This window comes from Skermanella rosea (assembly GCF_016806835.2).
In the GTDB taxonomy this organism is placed as follows: domain Bacteria; phylum Pseudomonadota; class Alphaproteobacteria; order Azospirillales; family Azospirillaceae; genus Skermanella; species Skermanella rosea.
The window spans coordinates 5209651-5231478 of record NZ_CP086111.1 but is presented as its reverse complement, the minus strand read 5'-3'; the positions used below and the strand labels follow the sequence as shown (position 1 = coordinate 5231478).

Genomic DNA, 21828 nt, shown 5'->3' with positions numbered 1-21828 from the left:
GAAGAAGGGTCCGGTTGCGCCTCCCGGGGTGGCGGCGCATGTTCCGGCACGGCGTCAATCAGCGGTGAGGAACGAGTGGTCGTCTTGAGAGTGATCGGCGGGGTGCTGCTGCTGGCGGGGCTCGCGGCGTTGGGCTGGGACCTATGGCAATGGAGCCAGATGGGGAGCCAGATGGCGGCGGCCGGCGGGAGCCCGCATCTCTCCGCCGCGGGCGAGCTGTGGTTCCGCCTGCATCCCGGCAGCCTGAACCTGACCCAGGCGGTGGTGCAGCGCTATCTGGTGCCGGAGCTGTGGGATCCCGTGCTGCTGACCGTCCTGCTGTGGCCGGCGGCGCTGGTGCTGGCGGTTACGGGACTGGCGCTGCTGGCGCTGGGGTCGCTCAGGAGGTCTTGAGCCCGTCGAGCAGCTCGCCGACGGTGCGGCACAACAGCGCGATGTCCTGGTCGCGCGACAGGCGGTGGTCGCCGTCCTTCACCAGGGTGATCCTCACGTCGTCGCCGGCCAGCCGCTCCGCGATGCGCTGGCTGGTGCGCCAGGGCACGTCGGCGTCGCGCATGCCGTGGAGCAGCCGCACCGGACAGGCCAGCGGGATCGTCCCACGCAGAAGCAGGTGGTCCCGGCCGTCCTCGATCAGGCGGCGGGTATAGGGGTAGGGATCGCCGTAGTCGGACGGCTTCAGCAAGGCGCCGGTCTCCATCAGCGTGGCGCGGTCGGTTTCGTCCAGGGTGGACCAGATCAGGTCCTCGGTGAAGTCCGGCGCCGAGGCGATGCCGATCAGGCCGGCGACGCGCTCCGGCCGGGCGAGCGCCGTCAGGAGCATCATCCAGCCGCCCATGGAGGAGCCGACGACGACCTGCGGCCCCTCGGTCAGCCGGTCGAACACCGCCAGCGCGTCGCGCGACCACAGGCCGATCGAGCCTTCCTCGAACCGGCCGCTCGACGTGCCGTGGCCCTGGTAGTCGAACCGGACGAACGCCGTGCCGCGGCTGCGGCAGAAGCTTTCCAGGGCGACCGCCTTGGTGCCGGTCATGTCGGATTTGAATCCTCCCATGAAGATGACGCCGGGAGTGCTTCCTTCGGTGCGGCGATAGGCTATGGTGGCGCCTTCATGCGCCAGGGTATTTTCGGGCGAAGCGTTCAGATCGGTCATATCGAAAGATTCCATGAGCGGGGCATACAACACTACCACGGCCGGGCCGCACGACAACTCCGGGCCGGAGGAGGCCGGGCGGGACGAGTCGGGCTTGGCGCCGGGGCGGCCCGTCGTCCTTCAGGTGCTGCCGGCCCTCGTCACCGGCGGCGCGGAGCGCGGCGCCATCGACGTGGCGGCGGCGCTGCACCATGCCGGGGGGACGCCGCTGGTCGCGTCGGCCGGCGGACCCATGGCGCGCGAGCTGGAGCGCTGGCGGATCCCGCACTTCACGCTGCCGCTCGACAGCAAGAACCCCCTGACCCTGTGGCGCAACGTCGACCGGCTCAGCAGGATCATCCGCGAGCACAGGGTCGACATCGTCCATGCGCGCAGCCGCGCGCCGGCCTGGAGCGCCTATGGCGCGGCGCGGCGGACCGGCGTGCCGTTCATGACGACCTTCCATGCCCCCTACAACTTCTCGGGCAAGTCGAAGCGCTTCTACAATTCGGTCATGGCGCGGGGCGACCGGGTGATCGCCATCTCCGAGTTCATCCGCGACCATATCCTGTCCAACTACCGGATCGACCCGGACCGCATCCGGGTGATCCACCGCGGGATCGACTCCAACAGCTTCGCGCCCGACCGGGTCAGCCCCGAGCGGGTGATCCAGCTGGCCCGCGCGTGGCGGCTGCCCGACGGGCACCAGGTGATCATGCTGCCGGGCCGCCTGACCCGGTGGAAGGGCCAGACCGTGCTGATCGACGCGCTCGCCCGGCTGGGCCGCAAGGACGTGTGCTGCCTGATGGTCGGGTCCGACCAGGGGCGCGCCGGCTACCGCCAGGAACTGGAGGAGCAGGTGCGCCGCCTGGGGCTGGAGGGCGTCGTCCGGCTGGTGGACCATTGCAACGACATGGCGGCCGCCTACATGCTGGCCGACGTGGTGGTCTCCGCGTCGAGCGATCCGGAGGCCTTCGGCCGGGTCATCGTCGAGGCCCAGGCCATGGGCCGGCCGGTGATCGTGACCAACCACGGCGCCGTGCGCGAGACCGTGGTCGCCGGCGAGACGGCGTGGGTGGTCCCGCCGAACGACGCCGACGCCCTGGCGGAGGCGCTGGGCGAGGCGCTGGCCTTGGACGCGGACCAGAGGGCCGTGCTGGGCGAGCGCGCCATGGCCTATGTCAACAGCCGCTTCACCCGGGACCGCATGTGCCGCGACACCCTGGCCGTCTATGGCGAGCTGATGGCGGAACGGGCGGCGGGGAGCGGCGGCGGAGGCGCCGGTGCCGGCGGGCCGCGCCAAGCTTGACTCGACCGGCAATGCGCCTAGAGTGCGGCATCTTTATTGGGATGATTGTTTTCTGACGATGCAGACGGCTGAACAGATCCAGAAAGTCGCCGTCACCCTGCCGGACGGCAGCGTGCGCGACTATGATGCCCCGGTGACGGGCCGGCAGATCGCCGAGTCGATCGGCAAGCGGCTGGCCAAGGACGCGCTTGCCGTCAAGGTCGACGGCAATCTCCGCGACCTCACTACCCGCATCACCTCGGACGCCGCCGTCGAGATCGTCACCCGCGACCATCCGGACGTCCTCGGCCTGATCCGCCACGACGCCGCCCACGTTATGGCGGAAGCCGTCCAGACGCTGTATCCCGGCACCCAGGTCACGATCGGCCCGGCGATCGCCAACGGCTTCTATTACGACTTCGCCCGGGCGGAGCCGTTCACGCCCGACGACCTCGAGAAGATCGAGGCGAAGATGCGCGAGATCGTGTCCCGCGACGCGCCCTTCACCTGCGAGGCGTGGGACCGGAACGAGGCGATCCGCTTCTTCGAGGAGCGGGGCGAGAAGTACAAGGCGGAGATCATCCGCGACCTGCCGGACACGGAGACCATCACGGTCTACCGCCAGGGCGAGTGGCTGGACCTGTGCCGCGGGCCGCACATGCCGTCCACCGGCCGGCTCGGCCAGGGCTTCAAGCTGATGAAGGTGGCGGGCGCCTACTGGCGCGGCGACCATCGCAACGAGATGCTCCAGCGCATCTACGGCACGGCTTGGCGCGACGAGAAGGAGCTGAAGGCCCACCTGCACCAGCTGGAGGAGGCGGAGAAGCGCGACCATCGGCGGCTCGGCCGGGAGATGGACCTGTTCCACCTCCAGGAGGAGGCGGTCGGCAGCGTCTTCTGGCACGACAAGGGCTATACCCTGTGGCGCACGCTGGAGAACTATGTCCGCGCGCGGCTGCAGCGGTCCGGCTATGTCGAGGTCAAGACGCCGCAGCTGATCGACCGGGCGCTCTGGGTGGCCTCGGGCCACTGGGAGAAGTTCCGGGAAGCGATGTTCACCGCCAACGCCGATGACGAGAAGGTGCTGGCGCTGAAGCCGATGAACTGCCCGGCCCACGTCCAGATCTACAAGCAGGGGATCACGAGCTACCGCGACCTGCCGCTCCGCATGGCCGAGTTCGGCTCGTGCCACCGCAACGAGCCGTCGGGCAGCCTGCACGGCATCATGCGGGTGCGCGCCTTCACCCAGGACGACGCGCACATCTTCTGCACGCCGGAGCAGATCACGTCGGAGAGCATCGCCTTCTGCGACCTGCTGCTGAGCGTCTACAAGGACCTGGGCTTCACCGACGTGTCGGTGAAGTTCTCCGACCGTCCGGAGACCCGCGCCGGCACCGACGAGGTGTGGGACCGGGCCGAGGCGGCGCTGCGCGAGGCGATCGAGGCCGCGGGCCTGCCCTACACCATGAACCCCGGCGAAGGTGCCTTCTACGGCCCGAAGCTGGAGTTCGTGCTGCGCGACGCGATCGGCCGCGACTGGCAATGCGGCACCCTGCAGGTGGACTTCGTCCTGCCGGAGCGGCTGGACGCGGAGTATGTCGGCGAGGACGGCCAGCGGCATCGGCCGGTCATGCTCCACCGCGCCATCCTGGGGTCGATGGAGCGCTTCATCGGCATGCTGATCGAGCACTATGCCGGCAAGTTCCCGCTCTGGCTGGCCCCGCTCCAGGCGGTCGTGGCGACCATCACCAACGAGGCGGACGATTATGCCGCCGAGGTGGCGAACGAGCTTCGGCGCGCCGGAGTCAGGGTGGAGCTTGACACCCGGAACGAGAAGATCAACTTCAAGGTCCGCGAACACAGCCTCGCGAAGGTGCCCCTGATGGTGGTGGTGGGCAAGCGCGAGGCCGAGGAGCGGACCGTGGCATTACGCCGTTTGGGGGGCAAGGATCAGGAAGTTCTTGCTCTCGACGCCGCTGTCAATACAATTGTGGCCGAAGCGAGGTCGCCCCTTGGCAATCTCGCGCCGGAATCACCATTCTAATCCTGGAGTGATCCAGGTCAGGTCGTTCGCGGCCTGGGATGACTACAATTCCGGTCGCCTGGGTCCCGGCGGGTCATGAACCCCCGCCCGGGACAGACCGAAACGCCGGGCGCCGGTTCCAACGAGGGAGACTATTCCATAGCCAGACCAAATGCCGACTCCACACCGTCCCGTGATGGGCCGCGGGTCAATCGGGAAATCAATGTCCGCTCCGTCCGCCTGGTGGATGCCGCCGGCGAAATGGTCGGAGTCGTTTCGCTCCGCGAGGCGTTGATCGCCGCGGAAGAAGCAGGGCTCGACCTCGTCGAGGTCTCCCCGAATGCGGATCCGCCGGTGTGCAAGATCCTCGACTATGGCAAGTTCAAGTACGAGGCGCAGAAACGGGCCAACGAGGCGCGCAAGAAGCAGAAGATCATCGAGGTTAAGGAAATCAAAATGCGTCCTAACATCGATGACAACGACTATGACGTCAAGATGCGCAGCGCCCGTCGGTTCCTTGAGGAAGGCGACAAGGTGAAGGTCACCATGCGCTTCCGCGGCCGCGAGATGGCTCACCAGGACCTAGGCATGAACGTGCTGGTCAAGGTGCGCGACGATCTCCAGGAAATGGCCAAGGTCGAGCAGATGCCCAAGCTGGAAGGTCGCCAGATGATCATGGTCCTGGCTCCCCGATGACGCGTTGACCGGATTGGGCCTGGGGAGATCCGCTCCCAGGCCGCAAACGTACGAAAGCCCGCCGTTCGGCGGGCTTTCGCGTTTTCAGGGCCTGATCTTCCAGGAGTATGGTCCGACGGCCTGGGCCGGTCAGTTGGGCTTGTCGTCGTTCATGTCCCGGCGCACTTCCTGGCTCTTGTCCTGGATGGCGTTGCCGATATTCTCCATCGCCTCGCCGGTCTGCTTGGCGGCGTTGCTGACGCTGTTGTCGATCGACTCGCCTGCACGTTCCGCCGGGCCTTCGTTGTCGCAAGCCGCGAGCATGGGAACGCCCAGGACCAGGAAGGCACCCAGGGCGGCACGTCGAAGACCCGAACCGGTCAGGGAAAACATGAAGCAACCTTTCGAATTGTCTGCGTTGCTTCATGAACACGTGTGGGGTGTGGTTGTTCCGGGTAGGGCGTCTAGCCTATTCGGCGGACTGATGATCAAGCCGCTCCAGGATCGATAGGGCCTGCGCTGTATCTCCTTCGGCCGCCATCGATCTGAAACGGCATTCGGCGTCCCATGCCGCCAGCGCCTGGACGCTCCTCTCCTCGATCAGGCTGTTCACGCTGAGTCCACGGCTGCGGGCAAGCGCCTCCAGCCGTTCGGCGGTATTGTCGGTCAAACGGATCGTCAGCGTACTCATTGCAGAAGCTCCAGGCATTCGGCCGGCGTCATCTTGTAGCGTCCGCCGCAAGACTTCTCGAGCGGCCCCGCCGGCCGAGCGCAATCCGGCAACGAAGACGTTGGTATCGATGACGATCAAAGTCATGCGGATCAAACGAAAGAAGCCGGGGAGCGTGCTCCCCGGCCTTTTCTGTCCTTGGTGACCTCCCGGCCTTACGCCGCCGCCTTGATCCCGGCGTCGCGGACGCCCGGCTCGACCTCGTCGGCGAACTGCTTGAAGTTCGCCTCGAAGCGCTTGGCGACCTCGCGGGCGGTCTCGTCGTACGCGCGCTTGTCGTGCCAGGTGTTCTTGGGCTGGAGCACGTCGGCCGGCACGTCCGGGCAGGCTTCGGGGATGAACAGGCCGAAGTTGGGGTCGGGGCGGTGCGGCGCGTCGGCCAGGTTGCCCTCCAGCGCCGCGCGGATCAGCGAGCGGGTGTGGCCGATCGACATGCGCTTGCCCGTACCGTACGCGCCACCCGACCAGCCGGTGTTGACCAGCCAGACGTTGGAGCCGTGCTTGGCGATCTTGTCGCCCAGCAGCTTGGCGTAGACCGCCGGGTGGCGCGGCATGAAGGGGGCGCCGAAGCAGGTCGAGAAGGTGGCCTGCGGCTCGGTCACGCCCTTTTCGGTCCCGGCGACGCGCGCGGTGTAGCCGGACAGGAAATGGTACATGGCCTGGTCCGGCGTCAGCTTGCTGATCGGGGGCAGCACGCCGAAGGCGTCGGCGGTCAGCATCACGATGTTCTGCGGGATGCCGCCGATGCCCGTCTCGCTGACGTTCGGGATGAAGTCGAGCGGATAGGAGGCGCGGGTGTTCTCGGTGTAGCGGCCGTCGTCCAGGTCGAGCACCCGGGTGTCCGGGTTCATCACCACGTTCTCCAGGATCGTGCCGAACCGGCTGGTGGTGGCGTAGATCTCCGGCTCGGCCTCGGCGCTCAGGCGGATCACCTTGGCGTAGCAGCCGCCCTCGAAGTTGAAGACCGAGGTCTCGGACCAGCCGTGCTCGTCGTCGCCGATCAGGGTGCGGCTGCCGTCGGCCGACAGCGTCGTCTTGCCGGTGCCGGACAGGCCGAAGAACACCGCCGTGTCGCCCTGGGGCCCGATATTGGCCGAGCAGTGCATGGGCAGCACGCCCTTGGCCGGCAGCAGGTAGTTCATGACGCTGAAGATGCCCTTCTTGATCTCGCCGGCATAGGAGGTGCCGCCGACCAGGATCAGGCGCTTCGCGAAGTTGCACAGGATGAAGACGTCGGACCGGGTGCCGTCACGCTCCGGCACGGCCTTGAAGTCGGGCACCTGGAGCACGGTGAACTCCGGCGCGAAATGCATCCGGTCCTCCGCCGAGGGGCGGATGAACATGTTCTGGGCGAACAGGTTGTGCCAGGCGTGCTGGGTGACGATGCGGACCGGCAGGCGGTATTCCGGGTCGGCGCCGGCGTAGAGGTCCTGGACGAACACCTCGCGGCCCTGCAGATAGGCTGCGACCCGGCCGTGGAGCCGGTCGAACTGCTCCTCGGTGATCGGCTTGTTGACGTTGCCCCACCAGATGTCGCCGCTGGTCGAATCTTCCTGCACGATGAACTTGTCGTTGGGCGAACGGCCCGTGTGCTGACCGGTGATCGCCACCAGCGGTCCACCCTTGGCGAGCGTCGCCTCGCCCCTCACCAGCGCCTGTTCATAGAGCCCGGCCGCGCTGTAGTTCCAGTGCGCCGCCTTGAGGCCGGACAGGCCCAGATAGTCAAGGCCGTTGCTGCTGATGGTCGGTCCGAATTGCTTCACGGTCATTCTCTCCACGTATTTTCTGTCCGGTTTGCCGGATTACAGTCGGCCTTAGGTCGTCAGGCCTGAGTTTCCCCTCGAGTCCGGCGTGCCTGCCGGACCAGATCCACGAGTTCCTTCCGGGCACTCTCCGCATTGAACACGGGGCGGCCGAAATCCATCCGGGCCGTCCGGCCCCCCAGGCGCAGGTCGCATCCGTCGGGATCGATGCCGGTCAGCTTCCAGCCGCCGCCTTCCCGGCCCAGCAGCACGGTCGCGTACAGCTCGACCGCGTCGGCGTGGTCCTCGTTCATATGCTGTACGATATCCGCCTCCCGCAACGCCAGTGTCTCGATATCTGGGAGACGAAAAAGCAGGTCGTCGCCCGCGATCCACCGGATCCGGCCGAAACCCGCCACCAGGTGGGCGCGTTCGACCGTGATCCGGTAGATCGCGAAATCACCGAATCCGGCGTACAAGGATGCGCTTTCGTGTCGCGCCAGGAAACGGACACGATGACGCGGGTCCGTGCTCCGCTCCGCCCGGCCCAGCACCGACACCCGGGAGCCGGCCAGGGGCTCGTCCAGGCCGGCCGTCCCGTCGAACAGCAGCCCGACGCGCGGGTCCACCTTGATGTTGGCGGTGTGGTCCGCCAGATCTGAGAGGAGAAGCAGGGGAGAGGCGTCGTGGTCGAGCGCCGTGAGCACCAGCGACGGATAGGGCCAGCCGGCCCCGTCGCGCTGGGCGGTGGACAGGGTGGCCCGGTCGGCCGCGCGCATCACGCGGCGGGCCGCGACGGCGGGATCCGGGCCGGGTCGGGGACTCGGGGCGGGGTCCGGGGCCTGGCCCGGTCCGGTGCTGGTATTCATCGAAGCAACCCGCCTCTTTCCGGGGCGGCCGAACCCCTGTCGATGGGGTGAGCCAGCCCTTTTTCGCGCCGCAATGGTGCCATATTGGCAAACCACAGTGCCGGCGCGGAAGAGGGATTTTCCGCATCCCGACGGATGCTCCACTTCGAGGTGCAGAGGAGGCAAACGTTGCCGCAAACTATCGCGCTGGTTGACGACGACCGCAACATCCTGACGTCGGTGTCGATCGCGCTGGAAGCCGAGGGCTTCGAGGTCCGGACATATGCGGACGGCGACGAGGCCCTGCGGGGCCTGACCGCGAAGCCGGTCGACCTTGCCGTGCTCGACATCAAGATGCCCCGCATGGACGGCATGGAGCTGCTGTCGCGCCTGCGCCAGGTCAGCGGCCTGCCGGTCATCTTCCTGACCTCGAAGGACGACGAGGTCGACGAGGTGCTGGGCCTGCGCATGGGCGCCGACGACTACATCAAGAAGCCGTTCAGCCAGCGCCTGCTGATCGAGCGCATCCGGGCGCTGCTGCGCCGGGAGCAGATGCGCCGGGACAAGTCGGCCGGGGGCGAGCCCAGCGCGGTGATCGTGCGCGGCGACCTGGTGCTCGACCCGGCGCGCCATGCCTGCACCTGGAAGGGCCAGCCGATCGAGCTGACGGTCACGGAATTCCTGCTGGTCAAGGCCCTGGCCGCCCGCCCCGGGCACGTCAAGAGCCGCGACCAGCTGATGGATGCCGCCTATGGCGAGCACATCTATGTGGACGACCGCACGATCGACAGCCACATCAAGCGGCTTCGCAAGAAGTTCAAGGCGATAGACGGCGACTTCGGCCAGATCGAGACCCTGTACGGCGTCGGCTACCGATACCGCGATGCCTGACGACGGCGTGGCCTCCCGGGTGCGGTCGGCGGTCCCGACCGGGTCGCGATCCCCTTCCCAGTCCCGGGCCGACCCGGCGGAGGCCCGCCGGCGCGACGGGGCCGACCGGGCCCAGCCGCGCCGGTACCGGCGGACCCTTTCGCCGCTGACGTTGCGCATCCTGGCGGTCAACGTGCTGGCGCTCGCCATCCTGGTGGGCGGGCTGCTCTATCTCGGGCGCTACCAGGACCGGCTGATCGAGAGCGAGCTGGAGGCGCTGCGCACCGAGGCCCGGATCTTCGCCGGCGCCATCGGCGAAGCCGCGGTCACCCGCGGCGGCGACGAGACCAACGAACTGTCCCACGACCTGGCGCGCCAGATGGTCCGCCGGCTGGTCGAGACGACCGACACCCGCACCCGGCTGTTCGATCCGTCGGGCACGCTGGTCGCCGACAGCCGCGTGCTGATCGGTCCCGGCGGAGTCGTGCAGATCGAGGAATTGCCGCCGCCGGTCCAGGGCGGCCCGATCACGCGCTTCGCGATCGACCTGTACGACAACATCGTCAACGCGCTGCCGTCCCGCGACAAGTTCCCGGTGTTCCGCGAGGGGCCGGTCCAGGTCGCGGACAAGTACGCCGACGTCGTCCGGGCCTTGTCCGGCGACGTGAGCGCCAGCGTCTGGACCACCCACGACCACGGCATGATGCTGACCGTCGCGGTGCCCGTGCAGCGCTTCAAGCAGGTGCTGGGCGCGGTCATGCTGTCGCGCGGCGGCGCCCAGATCGACGCGGCGATCCGCTCGGTCCGCCTGGACATCCTCAAGGTGTTCGCGGTGGCGCTGGCGGTCACGGTGCTGCTGTCCTTCTATCTCGCCGGGACCATCGCCCGGCCGATCCGCAAGCTGGCGGTGGCGGCCGACCATGTCCGGCGCGGCCACGGAAGGCATCACGAGATCCCGGACTTCAGCCGCCGCGGCGACGAGATCGGCGACCTGTCGGGCGCGCTCCGCGACATGACGGCGGCCCTGTGGCAGCGGATGGACGCGATCGAGAGCTTCGCCGCCGACGTCGCCCACGAGATCAAGAACCCGCTGACCAGCCTGCGCAGCGCGGTCGAGACGGTGGCGCGGGTGCGCGATCCGGACCAGCAGCGCCGGCTGATGTCGATCATCGAGGACGACATCCAGCGCATGGACCGGCTGATCAGCGACATCTCCAACGCGTCCCGGCTGGACGCCGAGCTGAGCCGGGCCGAGGCGGAGCCGGTGGATATCGGCCGCATGCTGCGCATGCTCGCGGACATCCACCAGACCACGGCGGCGGAGCGCCAGGCTCCCCGCGTCGTGCTGGAGCTGCCCCCGGCGGGCGACCTGACGGTGCCCGGACTGGAGGGGCGGCTGGTGCAGGTTTTCCAGAACGTGATCGCCAACGCCGTCTCCTTCTCGCCGCCGGGCGGCACCGTGACGGTCCGGGCGGCCGTGGTCCGGGGCACCCCGGAGGGCGAGCGGGTCGAGGTGACGGTGGAGGACGACGGCCCCGGCATCCCGGAGGGCAAGCTGGACGCGATCTTCGACCGGTTCTACACGGAACGGCCGGCGGGCGAGAAGTTCGGCACCCATTCCGGCCTGGGGCTCAGCATCTCCAAGCAGATCGTCGACGCCCACGGCGGCGAGATCTTCGCGCGCAACCGCCGCGACGGGCTGGACGCGGTCCGCGGCGCGGTCTTCACGGTGCGCCTGCCGCGCGCCTGAGCCGCGCCCATCCGGACCTTGCCGCGGGCGGCCGTTCGCGATTATCGTGTGGATGGTTGCAAAAGGCGGCGGCGATGAGCGGCATCATGGGAATCGCGCTTTCGGGCGCGGCGGTCGAAACCCGGCGGATCGACGCGAGCGCGTCGAACATCGCCAACGCGCGCACCACCGGCAGGCTTCCGGAAGCCGGGCCGGCCGGAGCGGCGGACGGGGCGCGGTCGCCCTATGTCCCGGTCGAGGCCACCCAGGGCGACGTCCGCGGCCCGGAGGGGCAGGGGGCCGGCGTCCGGGGCGGCGTGAAGCCGCTGTCCACGCCGCTCGTCGCCGAATACGATCCGTCGTCGCCGGACGCCGACGCCAAGGGCATGGTCGGCGTTCCCAACGTCGATGTCGGCGCGGAGTTCGGCCAGCAGATCCTGGGCTCGCGCGCCTACTCCGCCAACCTGTCCGTGGTCCGCGCGACCGACGACATGACGCGCGACCTGCTGAGGATGCAGGCCTAGGAGTGACCGGTCCGGGCGCGGTCGGACAGCCCGGTCATTCCGTTTTGGTTCCCGATTCGGACCCTGTTCGCCAAATGATCCCCCCTTGTGCCCTTTCCGAGTCGTTTTTCCCGGAGTGATCCGCCCATGTCCGCGGCTTCCAAGCCCCTCCCGCTCGTCGGCATTCCCGCCTGCATCCGTCCCCTGGGGCACCATCCGTTCCATATCGCCGGGGACAAGTATATCCGTGCGGTCTCCGACGGCGCCGGGGCGCTGCCGATGGTGATTCCGGCGTTGGGCGGCTCGCTCGACCTGGAGGATCTGGTGGCCCGGCTCGACGGGCTGCTGGTCACGGGAAGCCCGTCGAACGTGGAACCCGCGCGGTACGGCGGGCCGGCCAGCATCGCCGGCACCCTGCACGATCCGGACCGGGACGCCACCACCCTGCCGCTGATCCGTGCGGCCATCGCGGCGGCGGTGCCGGTGCTGGCGATCTGCCGCGGCATCCAGGAGCTGAACGTCGCGCTGGGCGGCACCCTGCACCAGCGGGTCCAGGAACTGCCGGGCCGCCTCGACCACCGCGCCGACGATACAAGGCCGGTGGAGGAGCAATACGCGAAGGTCCATCCGGTGCGCCTGACGCCGGGCGGGGTGTTGGCGGGCATCGTGGCTGACGGGGCGGGCGACGGGGCGGGGACCGGGGAAATCCGCGTCAACTCGATCCATGCCCAGGCGATCGACCGCCTCGCCGACGGGCTGAGCGTCGAGGCCGTGGCGCCCGACGGGATCATCGAGGCGGTCAGCGTGACCGGGGCCGCCGCCTTCGCGCTGGCGGTCCAGTGGCACCCGGAATGGCGCTTCTGGGAATGCCCGGACAGCACCGCCCTGTTCCGGGCCTTCGGCGCGGCCTGCGCGGATCGCGCCCGGAGGGCGGATCGTCCGCGGGCCTGAGCTCAGCCGGTCCGGGCGATCCGGGTCAGCAGGTCGATCAGGACGGACTGCTCCGCCTTGCTCAAGTCCTTGACCATGGCGCGCTCATGGGCGCGGACCCGGGGGATCAACTCCTCCACCAGGGCGGCGCCCTCGGCGCTGAGTTCCAGCGCGTAGGACCGGCGGTCGTTGGGCGAGGGCGCGCGCACGACCCAGCCGCGGCTTTCCAGGCGGTCGATCACGGCGACCATGGTCGAGCGGTCGATGCCGACCGCCGTGCCCAGCTCCGACTGGCTGAGGCCCTGGTTCTCGCAGATCAGGATCAGGACGCCGAACTGTCCGGGCGTGATGTCGTGGGGGGCCACCGCGCTCTGGAAGTTCTGGAACACGGCGATCTGGGCCTTGCGCAGGTTGTAGCCGACCAGATCGGGCAGCAGGCCGAGGGCAAGCTTCGGCTGGCGGGTATCCCGGGCGCGCGGACGCTTCAGGACTTGTGGTCTCGCGGTGTCAGGCAAGTTTGCTCCCTCGATGTGGCTCCCGGCGCGTCGAGGCGCCGGTGCGCGGAGCGGGGTGCCGGTCCGGTCCCCGCGTCGGTCGGATGAAAGGCCTTCCGGTATGGTTTATCGCATATCGCTAAAATAAGAGGATGGTGATGCCCTCGTAACGCACCTTGCGCGCGGGTTGCAACCGCTACCATGTCGCAGGGGGACGTGCACATTTTGACGCATACCTGGTATGCGCCTTACGCATTGGTCGGAACCGGCCGCTCCGCCACCTTGCTGGACGAAGTGAGGCCTCTTCCCCTGGAGGCAGTCGCCCGGCCACCGGTTTCCCCTGCCGCATCCGGGCTCCCGCAGCGGAGCTTCAGCGCCCGGCCACCCCCTTGGCCGGGCGTTCCCGCGGGGCCGTCATCCCGCGGTCAGCCGGCCGACGAAATGGTCGATCTGGACCTGGACCGCGTTGAAGCTGTCCTCCAGGCTACGGATCCCCTCGTGCAGCCGGTGGACCGCCTGGCCGTTGCGCTGGGCCGACTGCGCGACCCCCTCCATGTTGGACCGGAGCCGCTGGGTACCGCCCGCCGCCTGCTGGACGGCGCGGCTGATCTCCTCCGTCGCGGCGTTCTGCTGCTCGACCGCGCCGGCGATCGAGGCGCTGATCTCGCTGATGCTGACGATCACCCCGGCGATGCCGTCGATCTCCCGCGCGGCGTCGCCGGTCGAAGCCTGGATCGCGCCGACCAGCCGGGAAATCTCGTCCGTCGCCTTGGCGGTCTGGCCGGCCAGGTTCTTCACCTCGGTCGCGACGACGGCGAAGCCCTTGCCCGCCTCGCCGGCGCGCGCCGCCTCGATCGTCGCGTTCAGCGCCAGCAGGTTGGTCTGGCCGGCGATGCTGGAGATCAGGGTCAGCACGTCGCCGATGCGGTTGGCGTCGTCCACCAGCTTCTTCATGCGCTCCACGGTGCCGGTGACGCGCTCGTTGGCGCTGCCCGAGACGTTGTGGGAGGCGTGGGCCTGGCTGGAGATCTCGGAGATCGAGGCGGCGAGCTGCTCGACGGCGGCCGCGACCGTCTCGACGTTGGAGGTGACTTCGGTCGTGGCCGAGGCGGCTTCCCGGGTGAGGCTGGCGTTGTCCCCGGCGCTGGCCGCCACGTCGCCGACGGCGTGGCTCATCTCCCCGGCGGTCCGGTTGACGCTCGCCAGCAGCTGGCCGACGTCGGTGTCGAAGCTCTCGGCGACCGAGGCGAGCGCCTGGCGGCGCTGGACCTCCGCCTCCGCCCGCAGGCGGATCTGCTCGGCTTCCAGCCGGGCCTTCTCGATCGCGTTCTCGCGGAAGGTCACCACGGCGGCGGCCATGCGGCCCAGCTCGTCCTTGCGGCTGGTCGCCGGCACCTCGACCTCGGTGCGGCCCGAAGCCAGCGTCGTCATGACCGAGGTCATGTCGACGATCGGCAGGGTCAGCCCGCGGACGATCAGCACCAGCACGCCGCAGACCAGCAGGAGGGCTGCGGCGCAGACGCCCGCGATGTGGATCGTCTGGTCGCGGATGTCGTCGTAGATGCGCTGGGGGGACAGCCGGACCTCGACCGAGCCGATCGTCTCCTCGCGCGAGCCGCTGCCGCGCACGATGTCGGCCCGCCGGACGATCGCGCCGTCATCGTCGGTCGCGGCGGCGCCGTGGCTGGCGAAGACCCGGCCGTCCTTGTCGGAGATGGCGCTGCCCAGGTAGTCGGGGTCGGATTCGAGCGCGGCCAGGGTCGCCTCGCCCGCGCCGACGTCCATGTTCCACACCGCTTCGCCGGCGCCGCCGACCAGCACCTTGGTGACCATCTGGGCGCGCTCGGACAGGGCGTTCTGCGCCTTGGTCATGTTCATGTAGGCGACGCCTACGGTGGTGCCGAGCGCGATGGCCGTCAGCAGGATGACGATCGGTACGATAACCCTGATCATCAGGCTGCGGTTGTAGAAGCTCAGCATTCCATGAATCCCCTTGCTCGCTTTGCGCGTCCTGACCGCTTAGAGCGTCCCCAGGAGAGCATAAATCTGAAATTGCCACTGAAATTTTAATATCACCAATATAAATGTTCCGTGACACGATAATCGGCACCTCTCCGGGTCGTGCCCGTGTCGCCGCAGGCGGCCCGCGGAAATCCTCACGGAACCGGCGTTCCCGACCATCCCCGGGCAGGCAGGTCGAACCGGAGCACCTCGGCGTTCCGCGCCGGCCCGCGCTGATCCGCCGCAAGCAGGATCGAGAGGACGCGCGCCACTCCCTTGCTGCCGATCAGCAGCGGCAGGTTGTCCCGGCGGGCCAGGATGTCCGCGAGGGCGGCGCCTACCCGGTTGCGGAAATCTGGCTCCGTCTCGCCTCCGGGAGGATCTTCCCCGGCGTCGAGCAGTGGCTGGGTGGCCGCGATGTCCAGCCCGTTCCAGCCGCCCAGCCGGCGCTCGACCAGCCCGTCGTGGAAGGTGACCGGGCAGGCGATGCCCGCGACCTCGCGGACGATCTCGGCGGTGCGGCGGGTCCGCCGGAGCGGGCTCGCGACTATGGCGTCGATCGAGCCGGCCGACGCCCGCAGCAGCTCGCCCGCCGCGCGGGCCTGCCCCTCGCCCAGTTCGGTCAGCGGGATGTCCACGTCCCCGCCGCAGCGCACCTTTCGCCGGTTGAACTCGGTTTCGCCGTGACGCATGAAGAGCAGGGCGCGCCCCGCCTCGACGATGTCGGCCATCTCGCTTCCCTTCGCAGCGTTGATCGGGAGGTTGGGATATCGACCGGCCGGCCACGCTGCGCCGCCCGGATCAGAACTGTTCGATGAAGCGGGCGACGCGGCTCCATTCCTCGGCGAGGCGCGGACCGTGGTCGGCGATCGCCGCCGCGTCCCCGGCGGCTCCCGCCCGCTCCAGGTCCTCGCAGACGCCGGCGAGCGCCGCCGCGCCGACCATCCCGGAGGCGCCTTTCAGCTTGTGGGCGTGGCGCTTGACGGCGTCGGCCGGCTCGCCGGACCTGATCGCCCCGGCCAGCGCGTCGTGGACCGGCGCGCTGGCCTGGAGGTAGCGCCCCAGCAGCCCGCGGATCGCCTCATGGTCGTCGCCCAGCAATTCGCGGAAGCCCCGGGTGTCGATCGGCGGCTCTGCGGCCGAGGAGGAGGCCGGGGAGGGGGCCGGGGAGGTTGCCGGCGGCGCCGCCCCGGCGGGTTCCGCGTCGCCGTCCTCGGCGTCGCCCCCATCGCCGAAGTCCGCGTCGCGGTCGGCGTCGTCGCACCCGCCGTCGGCCCGGGCCTCCCCGTCGCCGCCATCGCCGCCGCCATCACCGCCATCGCCATCGCCGTCATCGTCGTCGGGCTCGGCGTCCGCCTCGGGCAGCCAGCGCGCCAGGGCCCGGCCCAGGCGCATGGTCTCGACCGGCTTGGTCAGGCAGTCGTCCATGCCCCCGGCGATGCAGCGCTCCACGTCGCCGGCATGGGCGTTGGCGGTGATGCCGACGATCGGCAGCCTCGGGCCGCCGGCGGTCTCGCGTTCCCGGATCGCCATGGTCAGCTGCATGCCGTCCATCTCCGGCATGTCGCAGTCGGTCAGCAGCAGCACGTAGGGCCGCCGGTCCAGGGCCGCCAGCGCCTCGACGCCGTCGTTGACCGCGTCGGCCTCGCAGCCGAGCTGGGCCAGCTGGAGCACGATGACCTCGCGGTTGATCGGGTGGTCGTCGGCGACCAGGATCGGCCCGCCGGGAGCCAGCGTGACCTGCTCCTCCAGCATCCCGGCGTCGGGCTGGTCGGCGCTGTCCTCGGACAGCCGTCCGGCGGCGACCGCGACCATCCGGTTGAGCCCGCCGCGCCGGAACGGCTTGGCGTCGGAGCCCAGCTTCACGCGCGGCACCGCCGGCAGGGCGGAGCCGGCCGCGGCACCCGCGTCGAGCAGGATCACCATGGTGCGGTCCGGGGATGCCGCTTTCGTCGCCGTCATCCAGGAAGCCGCCGAGGCCGCGTCGGCGAAGCCCGCGACCGCGGCGCCGTCGGCCTGGAGATAGCGCATGGCGACGGCGCGCTCGTCCTCCTCCGGCACGATCACGACCACCCCGACCCCGTCGAGGTCGACCAGGCCCATGGCGTGCTCGGTCCAGGCGCCCTCGACCACCGGCAGCGACAGTTCGACCCGGAAGGCGCTGCCCTTGCCGGGGACGCTGTCCACGCCGATGGTGCCGCCCATCAGCTGGGCGAGCAGCCGGCAGATCGACAGGCCGAGCCCGGTCCCGCCGAACCGCCGGGTGGTCGAGCTTTCCGCCTGGGTGAAGGGCTGGAACAGGCGGGCCGCCTGCTCCGGGGTCAGCCCGATGCCGGTGTCGATGACGCGGACCAGGACGTTGGCCCTGCCGTCGCGAACGCCGTCCAGGTCGATCCTCAGCGTGACCGATCCGCCCGTGGTGAACTTGATGGCGTTGCCGACCAGGTTGAACAGGATCTGGCGCAGCCGCATCGGGTCGCCGATCAGCCAGCGCGGTATCGCCGGATCGATGAAGGTGACGAGGCGCAGCCCCTTCTGCCAGGCCGCCGGCGTCAGCGTCGCGGCGACGCCCTCCACCGTGTCGGTCAGGGTCATGGGCACCTGCTCAAGGTCCAGGCGCCCGGCCTCGACCTTGGAGAAGTCCAGGATGTCGTCGATGATGCTGAGCAGCGACACGCCGCTTTCGCGGATCACCGCGACCGAGCGCCGCTGGTCGCTGTCCAGCCGGCTGCGGCTCAGGATGTCGAGCATGCCCAGCACGCCGTTCATCGGCGTGCGGATCTCGTGGCTCATGGTCGCGAGGAAGGTGGACTTGGCCCGGGTCGCGGCCTCGGCCTCCTCCTTCGCCTGGCGCAGGGACGACTCGGCCTCCTTCAGGCCGGATATCTCGAACAGCCACACGACGATCACGCCACGGCCGTCGAGCACCGACGGCTCCCACGACATGATGGTCCAGCGGATCTCGCCGTCGGCCCGCCGGAACGCTGTCTCGACGCCGCGCACGCAGGCGTTGGCGTCGAACACCTCCAGGCAATCGCCGTGTTGCGCCGGGTCCAGGTACAGCCCCTCGAAGTCGGTCGTCAGCAGCTGGTCGCGGCTGCGGCCGAACAGGTCGCACAGGCTGGGGTTGGAGAAATGGATGCGGCCCTGGCGGTCGATGATGCAGACCCCGACCGGGCTGGTCTCCAGCAGGTGGAGCAGGCGCAGCTCGCTGTCGTGCAGCGCCTGGACCGCCTGCTTGCGCTCCCGGCCGATCGTGACCAGCGCCACGAAATTGATCGCCGCCTCGACGAAGTTGACCTCGTCGTCGGCCCAGGTGCGGGGAGCGCCGCGGTGTTCGCAGCGCACGACTCCGACCTGGCGCTGCTCGACCTGCACGCAGATATGCATCAGCGAGGTGACGCCCGACGGGCGGAGCACCGGGTCGAGCAGCTCGGCGACGCGGATGTCCGATTCGACGTCGGCGACCACCAGCGAGCGGTCGCGCATCAGCGCCCGGCGGTAGAGCGGATAGTCGTTCAGCGGCAGCGCGCCGCCGCCGGTCTCGTCGCCCGCCGCGGCGCGGCAGGCCTGGTGCTGGGCGACCCTGGTCAGCGCCGGGCCGTCGGCGCCCTCCTCCATGATCCAGATGCTGACGCTGTCGATCCGAAGCGTCATGGCGATCACGCCGGTGATGTTGGTCAGCGCGCGGTCGAAGTCGGACAGCCGCATCGCGTCCAGCTTCGCGATCTCCTGCAATGCCGTGGTCTGGCGCAGCAGGCGGATGCGGTTGTCGCGCAGATGCTGCTCGGTCCGTTCGCGCACCTGGATGTCCAGGACCAGCCGCTCCTCGGTCCGGCGCAACTCGTCCAGCGTGCTTTCCAGCCGGGCGGCATAGGCCTGGACGTTCTCCAGCAGGCCGCGGTTCTGGCTGGTGGCGATGTCGTAGAAGCGGGCGAGCTGGAGCAGGATGACCTGCATGTCGAGCACGCAGTGGCGGCCGTCCGGGAAGGCCACGACGACCGGTTCGTACGACTGGCCGCCCGGCCGGAGCAGGGCGATCTGCGCCGCCATCTCCAGCCGGTCGTTGGAGTCGAGCCGCAGCGCCTGCATCCGCTCCGTGCTGACCATCTGCGCGATCGGCCGGCCGGCGTAGAACTCGCGCCCCAGCGGCCGGGCCAGGCATTCGGTGAACCGGCCGCGCGGCACCATGCCGGCATGGCGCCCGCTCCGGCTGAGCAGGATGCCCGGCAGCGTGGGGTGGGCCGCGAACAGCTCCTCGATCCGCTCGACCGGGGTGTCGCTCTCGACCGTCAGGTCGTGCCCGGGCAGGTTGCCCAGCACCGAGTCGATCTTGAGCCGAAGCCCCTCGACGCCCGGCACCTCGCCGGCGCCGTTGTCGCCCGGGACGGCGTCCGCCCCGCGGGGCGCCTGCTGGACGGCCGGTCGAGCCGTCATGGCGCTCACGCCCTCTGGGTCGGCTGGACCGCGGGGACCGGCGCGCCGGCGAACAGGTGGCGCGGGGTCGCCGGCGGGTTGAGGCAGGTGAAATGATGGTCCGGGCCGCGCCCGAGCAGCCATTCGCGCACGAAATGGATCTGGTTGACGTCGCTGAGCGCCGGGGTGTGCCCGGTGTTGGGCACGAACACGGCGGTCACGTCGGGCTTGGCGGTCATCTCCTCGACCGTCTCGGGCAGCAGCGCGTCCGACACCATCCCGCGCAGCACCAGCACCGGCAGCTCCAGCCGGGCCCAGTCCTCCCGCTGGTCCAGGCTGACCTGGGCCTCCTCCGCATAGGCCTGGAGCGCCCTGGGGTCGTGCCGGTAGATCCGGCCGCCGTGCCCGTCGGACCACTTGGTCTGGAAGAAGGTGTTGTGCAGCAGCTCGTCCTCGGTGACCGGACCCTCGTTCTTGGCCGAGGCGCCCAGGCGCCGGAACAGGTCGGCCGGCCGCCGGAAGACATAGTGGCGGGCGACCGCCTCGGCCCGGCGCCGCCGCCGCTCGGCCGGCATGTAGGGGCCGATGTCGTTGAGCACCAGCCGCTCCACCAGGTCGGGGCGCCGGGCCGCCAGGGCCATGCTGACGCTGCCGCCGAGCGAGGAGCCGATGATGCTGGCGCGCGGGCAGTCCAGGTAGTCGAGCAGCTGGATCATCGCCTCCACGTTGGTCTCGATCGTGTAGTCGCCCTGGGTCGGCATCCAGCCGCTCATGCCGCGCCCCGGCCAGTCCAGGCAGACCACGTGGAAATCCTCGCACAGCCCCAGCGCCAGGTAGTCCCAGCGCCGCGCCGTGTTGGCGATGCCGCCGACGCAGATCACCAGCGGCCCGTCGGGGTCGCCCCAGTCGGTGAAGGCCAGCCGGATCGGGGTATCCTTGACCTGGTGGGCCGGCCAGTGCCCCTGCAGCCGCTTGGGATGGATGTAGTTGTAGAAGCACTGGTCGAACCGGCCTTCGAACGGCGCCGCGGTCCGCCCGGCCAGCAGATCGTATTCTTCCCAAGTCATCGCGTCGCCCCACGACAGCAGGGAGAAGCCGCCCTCGTTGCCGGAGCCGTCGGGGATCACCGCGAGGTCGTCGGGGGCGAAACCTTCATGGATAGCCGAAGTCATACTGTCGTCTCCTGCTCGGATGCTTCGTCCGGACGGGCCGCGGGGCCCTCCGGCAGGGGAGTGGGGGCCAGCGCGAAGGCGGCCAGCAGCGCCGCCGCCGAAAGCGCCGCCAGGACGCCGAGCGCCGCCAGCGCCGGACCGTAGCCGTAGCCTCCGACGAGCCAGGCCGCCGCCATGGGGCCGACGAACAGGCCGACCCGCTCGCACACGCGGTAGATGCCGAGCACGGGGGTGCGGCCGAACCGGTCGATCTCCGCGCGGGCCACCCGGAACAGCACCGTCACCTGGGGCGACATGCCGATCGACTGCGCGGTCCCGAGCAGGGCCACGGCCGCCACCGCGGCCGCCATTCCGGACAGCGCCGCGCCGTCGCCCCCCGGTCCCCAGACGGGAATGACCATCATCGACGCGGCCGACAGGACGATGCCGGCCGACGTGAACAGCATCGGCCGGCCGGTGCGGTCGACCAGCCGCGACCACGCCGTCGCGGTCAGCGCCAGGATCAGGGAATAGATCATGACGATGCGGGCCGTCTCGGTCGGCGACGCCTCGGCGTCGTGGAGGTACAGCGGCAGCAGATAGTAAAGGAAGGCGGCGATCAGCAGGCGCGACGGCACGGCGGCGAAGGCGACCAGGGCTACCAGCAGCGGATTACGCAGCAGCACCAGCGGGCGGAATGGCTGTCGCGGGGCCGTCTCGCGGTGGTTGTCCAGAAACAGCGTCAGGATCAGCGCGCAGGCCGTGACGGCGGCGGCGGCGAAGAAGGCGTTGCCGAACCCAGCCGCGGCGGCGACGGCGCTGCCCGTCAGGGTGCCGCAGATCGTCCCGGCGAAAAAGGCGCTGAGATACTTTCCCGAGGCCTGGGTCCGCGCTTCCGGCCCCATCGTCCGCAGGATGCCGTCCTGGGCCAGGATCATGACGATGCCGTATCCGAACCCGCTGACCCCCCGCCACAGGATCAATTCGTGAACCGTTCCGGCCAAGCCGGTCAGCGCGAGGCCGGTGCCCGACAGGACCATGGCGGCCAGGATCAGCGTCCGGTGAGGGCGGCCCCGCTCCCAGAGGCCGGTTGTCAACTGGGCGGCCGCCACCATCAGCCAGAAGGCGGACACCGGCAGGCCGCTCGCCATTTCCGGCGAAAGGCCAGGCCACGCCAGCGGAAGGTTGCGGGCATGCACGGGAAGGAAGGCGTTGGAAAAGGCATCGGCGGTGACGAAAAGGAAGAACGCTCCGCAGATCATGCGGAGTTCACGCCTGTGACGCCCGGACATCGCGCAG

General features: G+C 69.7%; 19 protein-coding genes. 8 read left to right on the top strand and 11 right to left on the bottom strand.

Going from position 1 to position 21828, the window contains the following annotated elements:
- Positions 1-75: 75 nt before the first annotated feature.
- A complete protein-coding gene (locus JL101_RS24440) occupies positions 76-393 on the top strand; it encodes a hypothetical protein (RefSeq protein WP_203103294.1) in 318 nt (105 codons plus the stop codon).
- On the opposite strand, the gene JL101_RS24435 is transcribed toward JL101_RS24440, so the two are convergent.
- Positions 380-1150, bottom strand: a complete 771-nt coding sequence (locus JL101_RS24435; protein ID WP_203103293.1) for an alpha/beta hydrolase — start codon at positions 1148-1150, stop codon at positions 380-382. The two genes, JL101_RS24440 and JL101_RS24435, sit on opposite strands and share 14 nt — an antisense overlap.
- A 13-nt stretch (positions 1151-1163) precedes the next feature.
- Here JL101_RS24435 and JL101_RS24430 point away from each other — a divergent pair, with 13 nt between their 5' ends.
- The 3 genes from JL101_RS24430 to infC all read left to right on the top strand — a co-directional run bounded on the left by JL101_RS24430 (position 1164) and on the right by infC (position 5136).
- Positions 1164-2438, top strand: coding sequence for a glycosyltransferase family 4 protein (locus tag JL101_RS24430; protein WP_203103292.1), 1275 nt, complete (start codon positions 1164-1166; stop codon positions 2436-2438).
- Between the two features lie 58 nt (positions 2439-2496).
- Positions 2497-4461, top strand: a complete 1965-nt coding sequence (gene thrS, locus JL101_RS24425; protein ID WP_203103291.1) for a threonine--tRNA ligase — start codon at positions 2497-2499, stop codon at positions 4459-4461.
- Between the two features lie 75 nt (positions 4462-4536).
- Complete coding sequence (gene infC / locus JL101_RS24420) at positions 4537-5136, top strand: translation initiation factor IF-3 (RefSeq protein WP_203103290.1); 600 nt, start codon at positions 4537-4539, stop codon at positions 5134-5136.
- Between the two features lie 129 nt (positions 5137-5265).
- On the opposite strand, the gene JL101_RS24415 is transcribed toward infC, so the two are convergent.
- The 4 genes from JL101_RS24415 to JL101_RS24400 all read right to left on the bottom strand — a co-directional run bounded on the left by JL101_RS24415 (position 5266) and on the right by JL101_RS24400 (position 8456).
- Positions 5266-5508: a hypothetical protein gene (locus JL101_RS24415; protein ID WP_201074958.1), complete on the bottom strand. Its 243-nt coding sequence runs from the start codon at positions 5506-5508 to the stop codon at positions 5266-5268.
- 76 nt (positions 5509-5584) lie between these two features.
- Entirely contained in the window at positions 5585-5806 is a 222-nt protein-coding gene (locus JL101_RS24410) for a ribbon-helix-helix protein, CopG family (RefSeq protein ID WP_203103289.1), read from the bottom strand.
- Positions 5807-6000: 194 nt separating this feature from the next.
- Positions 6001-7614, bottom strand: a complete 1614-nt coding sequence (locus JL101_RS24405; protein ID WP_203103288.1) for a phosphoenolpyruvate carboxykinase — start codon at positions 7612-7614, stop codon at positions 6001-6003.
- A 53-nt stretch (positions 7615-7667) separates the two neighbouring features.
- Positions 7668-8456: a HugZ family pyridoxamine 5'-phosphate oxidase gene (locus JL101_RS24400; RefSeq protein WP_203103287.1), complete on the bottom strand. Its 789-nt coding sequence runs from the start codon at positions 8454-8456 to the stop codon at positions 7668-7670.
- Positions 8457-8624: 168 nt separating this feature from the next.
- Between JL101_RS24400 and JL101_RS24395 the strand changes: the two genes are divergently transcribed.
- From JL101_RS24395 to JL101_RS24380, 4 genes are all read left to right on the top strand, one after another.
- Positions 8625-9326, top strand: a complete 702-nt coding sequence (locus JL101_RS24395) for a response regulator transcription factor (protein WP_228435135.1) — start codon at positions 8625-8627, stop codon at positions 9324-9326.
- Positions 9319-11055 carry a stimulus-sensing domain-containing protein gene (locus JL101_RS24390; RefSeq protein ID WP_203103285.1) on the top strand — a complete coding sequence of 579 codons (1737 nt, stop codon included), beginning with the start codon at positions 9319-9321 and terminating at the stop codon, positions 11053-11055. Before JL101_RS24395 ends, JL101_RS24390 begins: the two co-directional genes overlap by 8 nt.
- Before the next feature lie 86 nt (positions 11056-11141).
- Positions 11142-11558, top strand: a complete 417-nt coding sequence (locus JL101_RS24385; RefSeq protein ID WP_203103283.1) for a flagellar basal body rod protein FlgC — start codon at positions 11142-11144, stop codon at positions 11556-11558.
- Positions 11559-11684: 126 nt separating this feature from the next.
- Positions 11685-12488, top strand: a complete 804-nt coding sequence (locus JL101_RS24380; RefSeq protein WP_203103282.1) for a gamma-glutamyl-gamma-aminobutyrate hydrolase family protein — start codon at positions 11685-11687, stop codon at positions 12486-12488.
- A gap of 2 nt (positions 12489-12490) precedes the next feature.
- On the opposite strand, the gene JL101_RS24375 is transcribed toward JL101_RS24380, so the two are convergent.
- The 6 genes from JL101_RS24375 to JL101_RS24350 form a co-directional block, all read right to left on the bottom strand.
- Positions 12491-12982 carry a MarR family winged helix-turn-helix transcriptional regulator gene (locus JL101_RS24375; protein WP_202684024.1) on the bottom strand — a complete coding sequence of 164 codons (492 nt, stop codon included), beginning with the start codon at positions 12980-12982 and terminating at the stop codon, positions 12491-12493.
- Positions 12983-13375: 393 nt separating this feature from the next.
- Positions 13376-14941, bottom strand: a complete 1566-nt coding sequence (locus tag JL101_RS24370) for a methyl-accepting chemotaxis protein (RefSeq protein ID WP_203103281.1) — start codon at positions 14939-14941, stop codon at positions 13376-13378.
- 176 nt (positions 14942-15117) lie between these two features.
- Complete coding sequence (locus JL101_RS24365; RefSeq protein WP_203103280.1) at positions 15118-15693, bottom strand: histidine phosphatase family protein; 576 nt, start codon at positions 15691-15693, stop codon at positions 15118-15120.
- Positions 15694-15763: 70 nt separating this feature from the next.
- Positions 15764-19399, bottom strand: a complete 3636-nt coding sequence (locus JL101_RS24360; protein ID WP_203103279.1) for an ATP-binding protein — start codon at positions 19397-19399, stop codon at positions 15764-15766.
- A gap of 5 nt (positions 19400-19404) precedes the next feature.
- Positions 19405-20550: an alpha/beta fold hydrolase gene (locus tag JL101_RS24355; RefSeq protein WP_203103278.1), complete on the bottom strand. Its 1146-nt coding sequence runs from the start codon at positions 20548-20550 to the stop codon at positions 19405-19407.
- Positions 20547-21791, bottom strand: coding sequence for an MFS transporter (locus JL101_RS24350; RefSeq protein ID WP_203103277.1), 1245 nt, complete (start codon positions 21789-21791; stop codon positions 20547-20549). Before JL101_RS24350 ends, JL101_RS24355 begins: the two co-directional genes overlap by 4 nt.
- Positions 21792-21828: the final 37 nt, after the last annotated feature.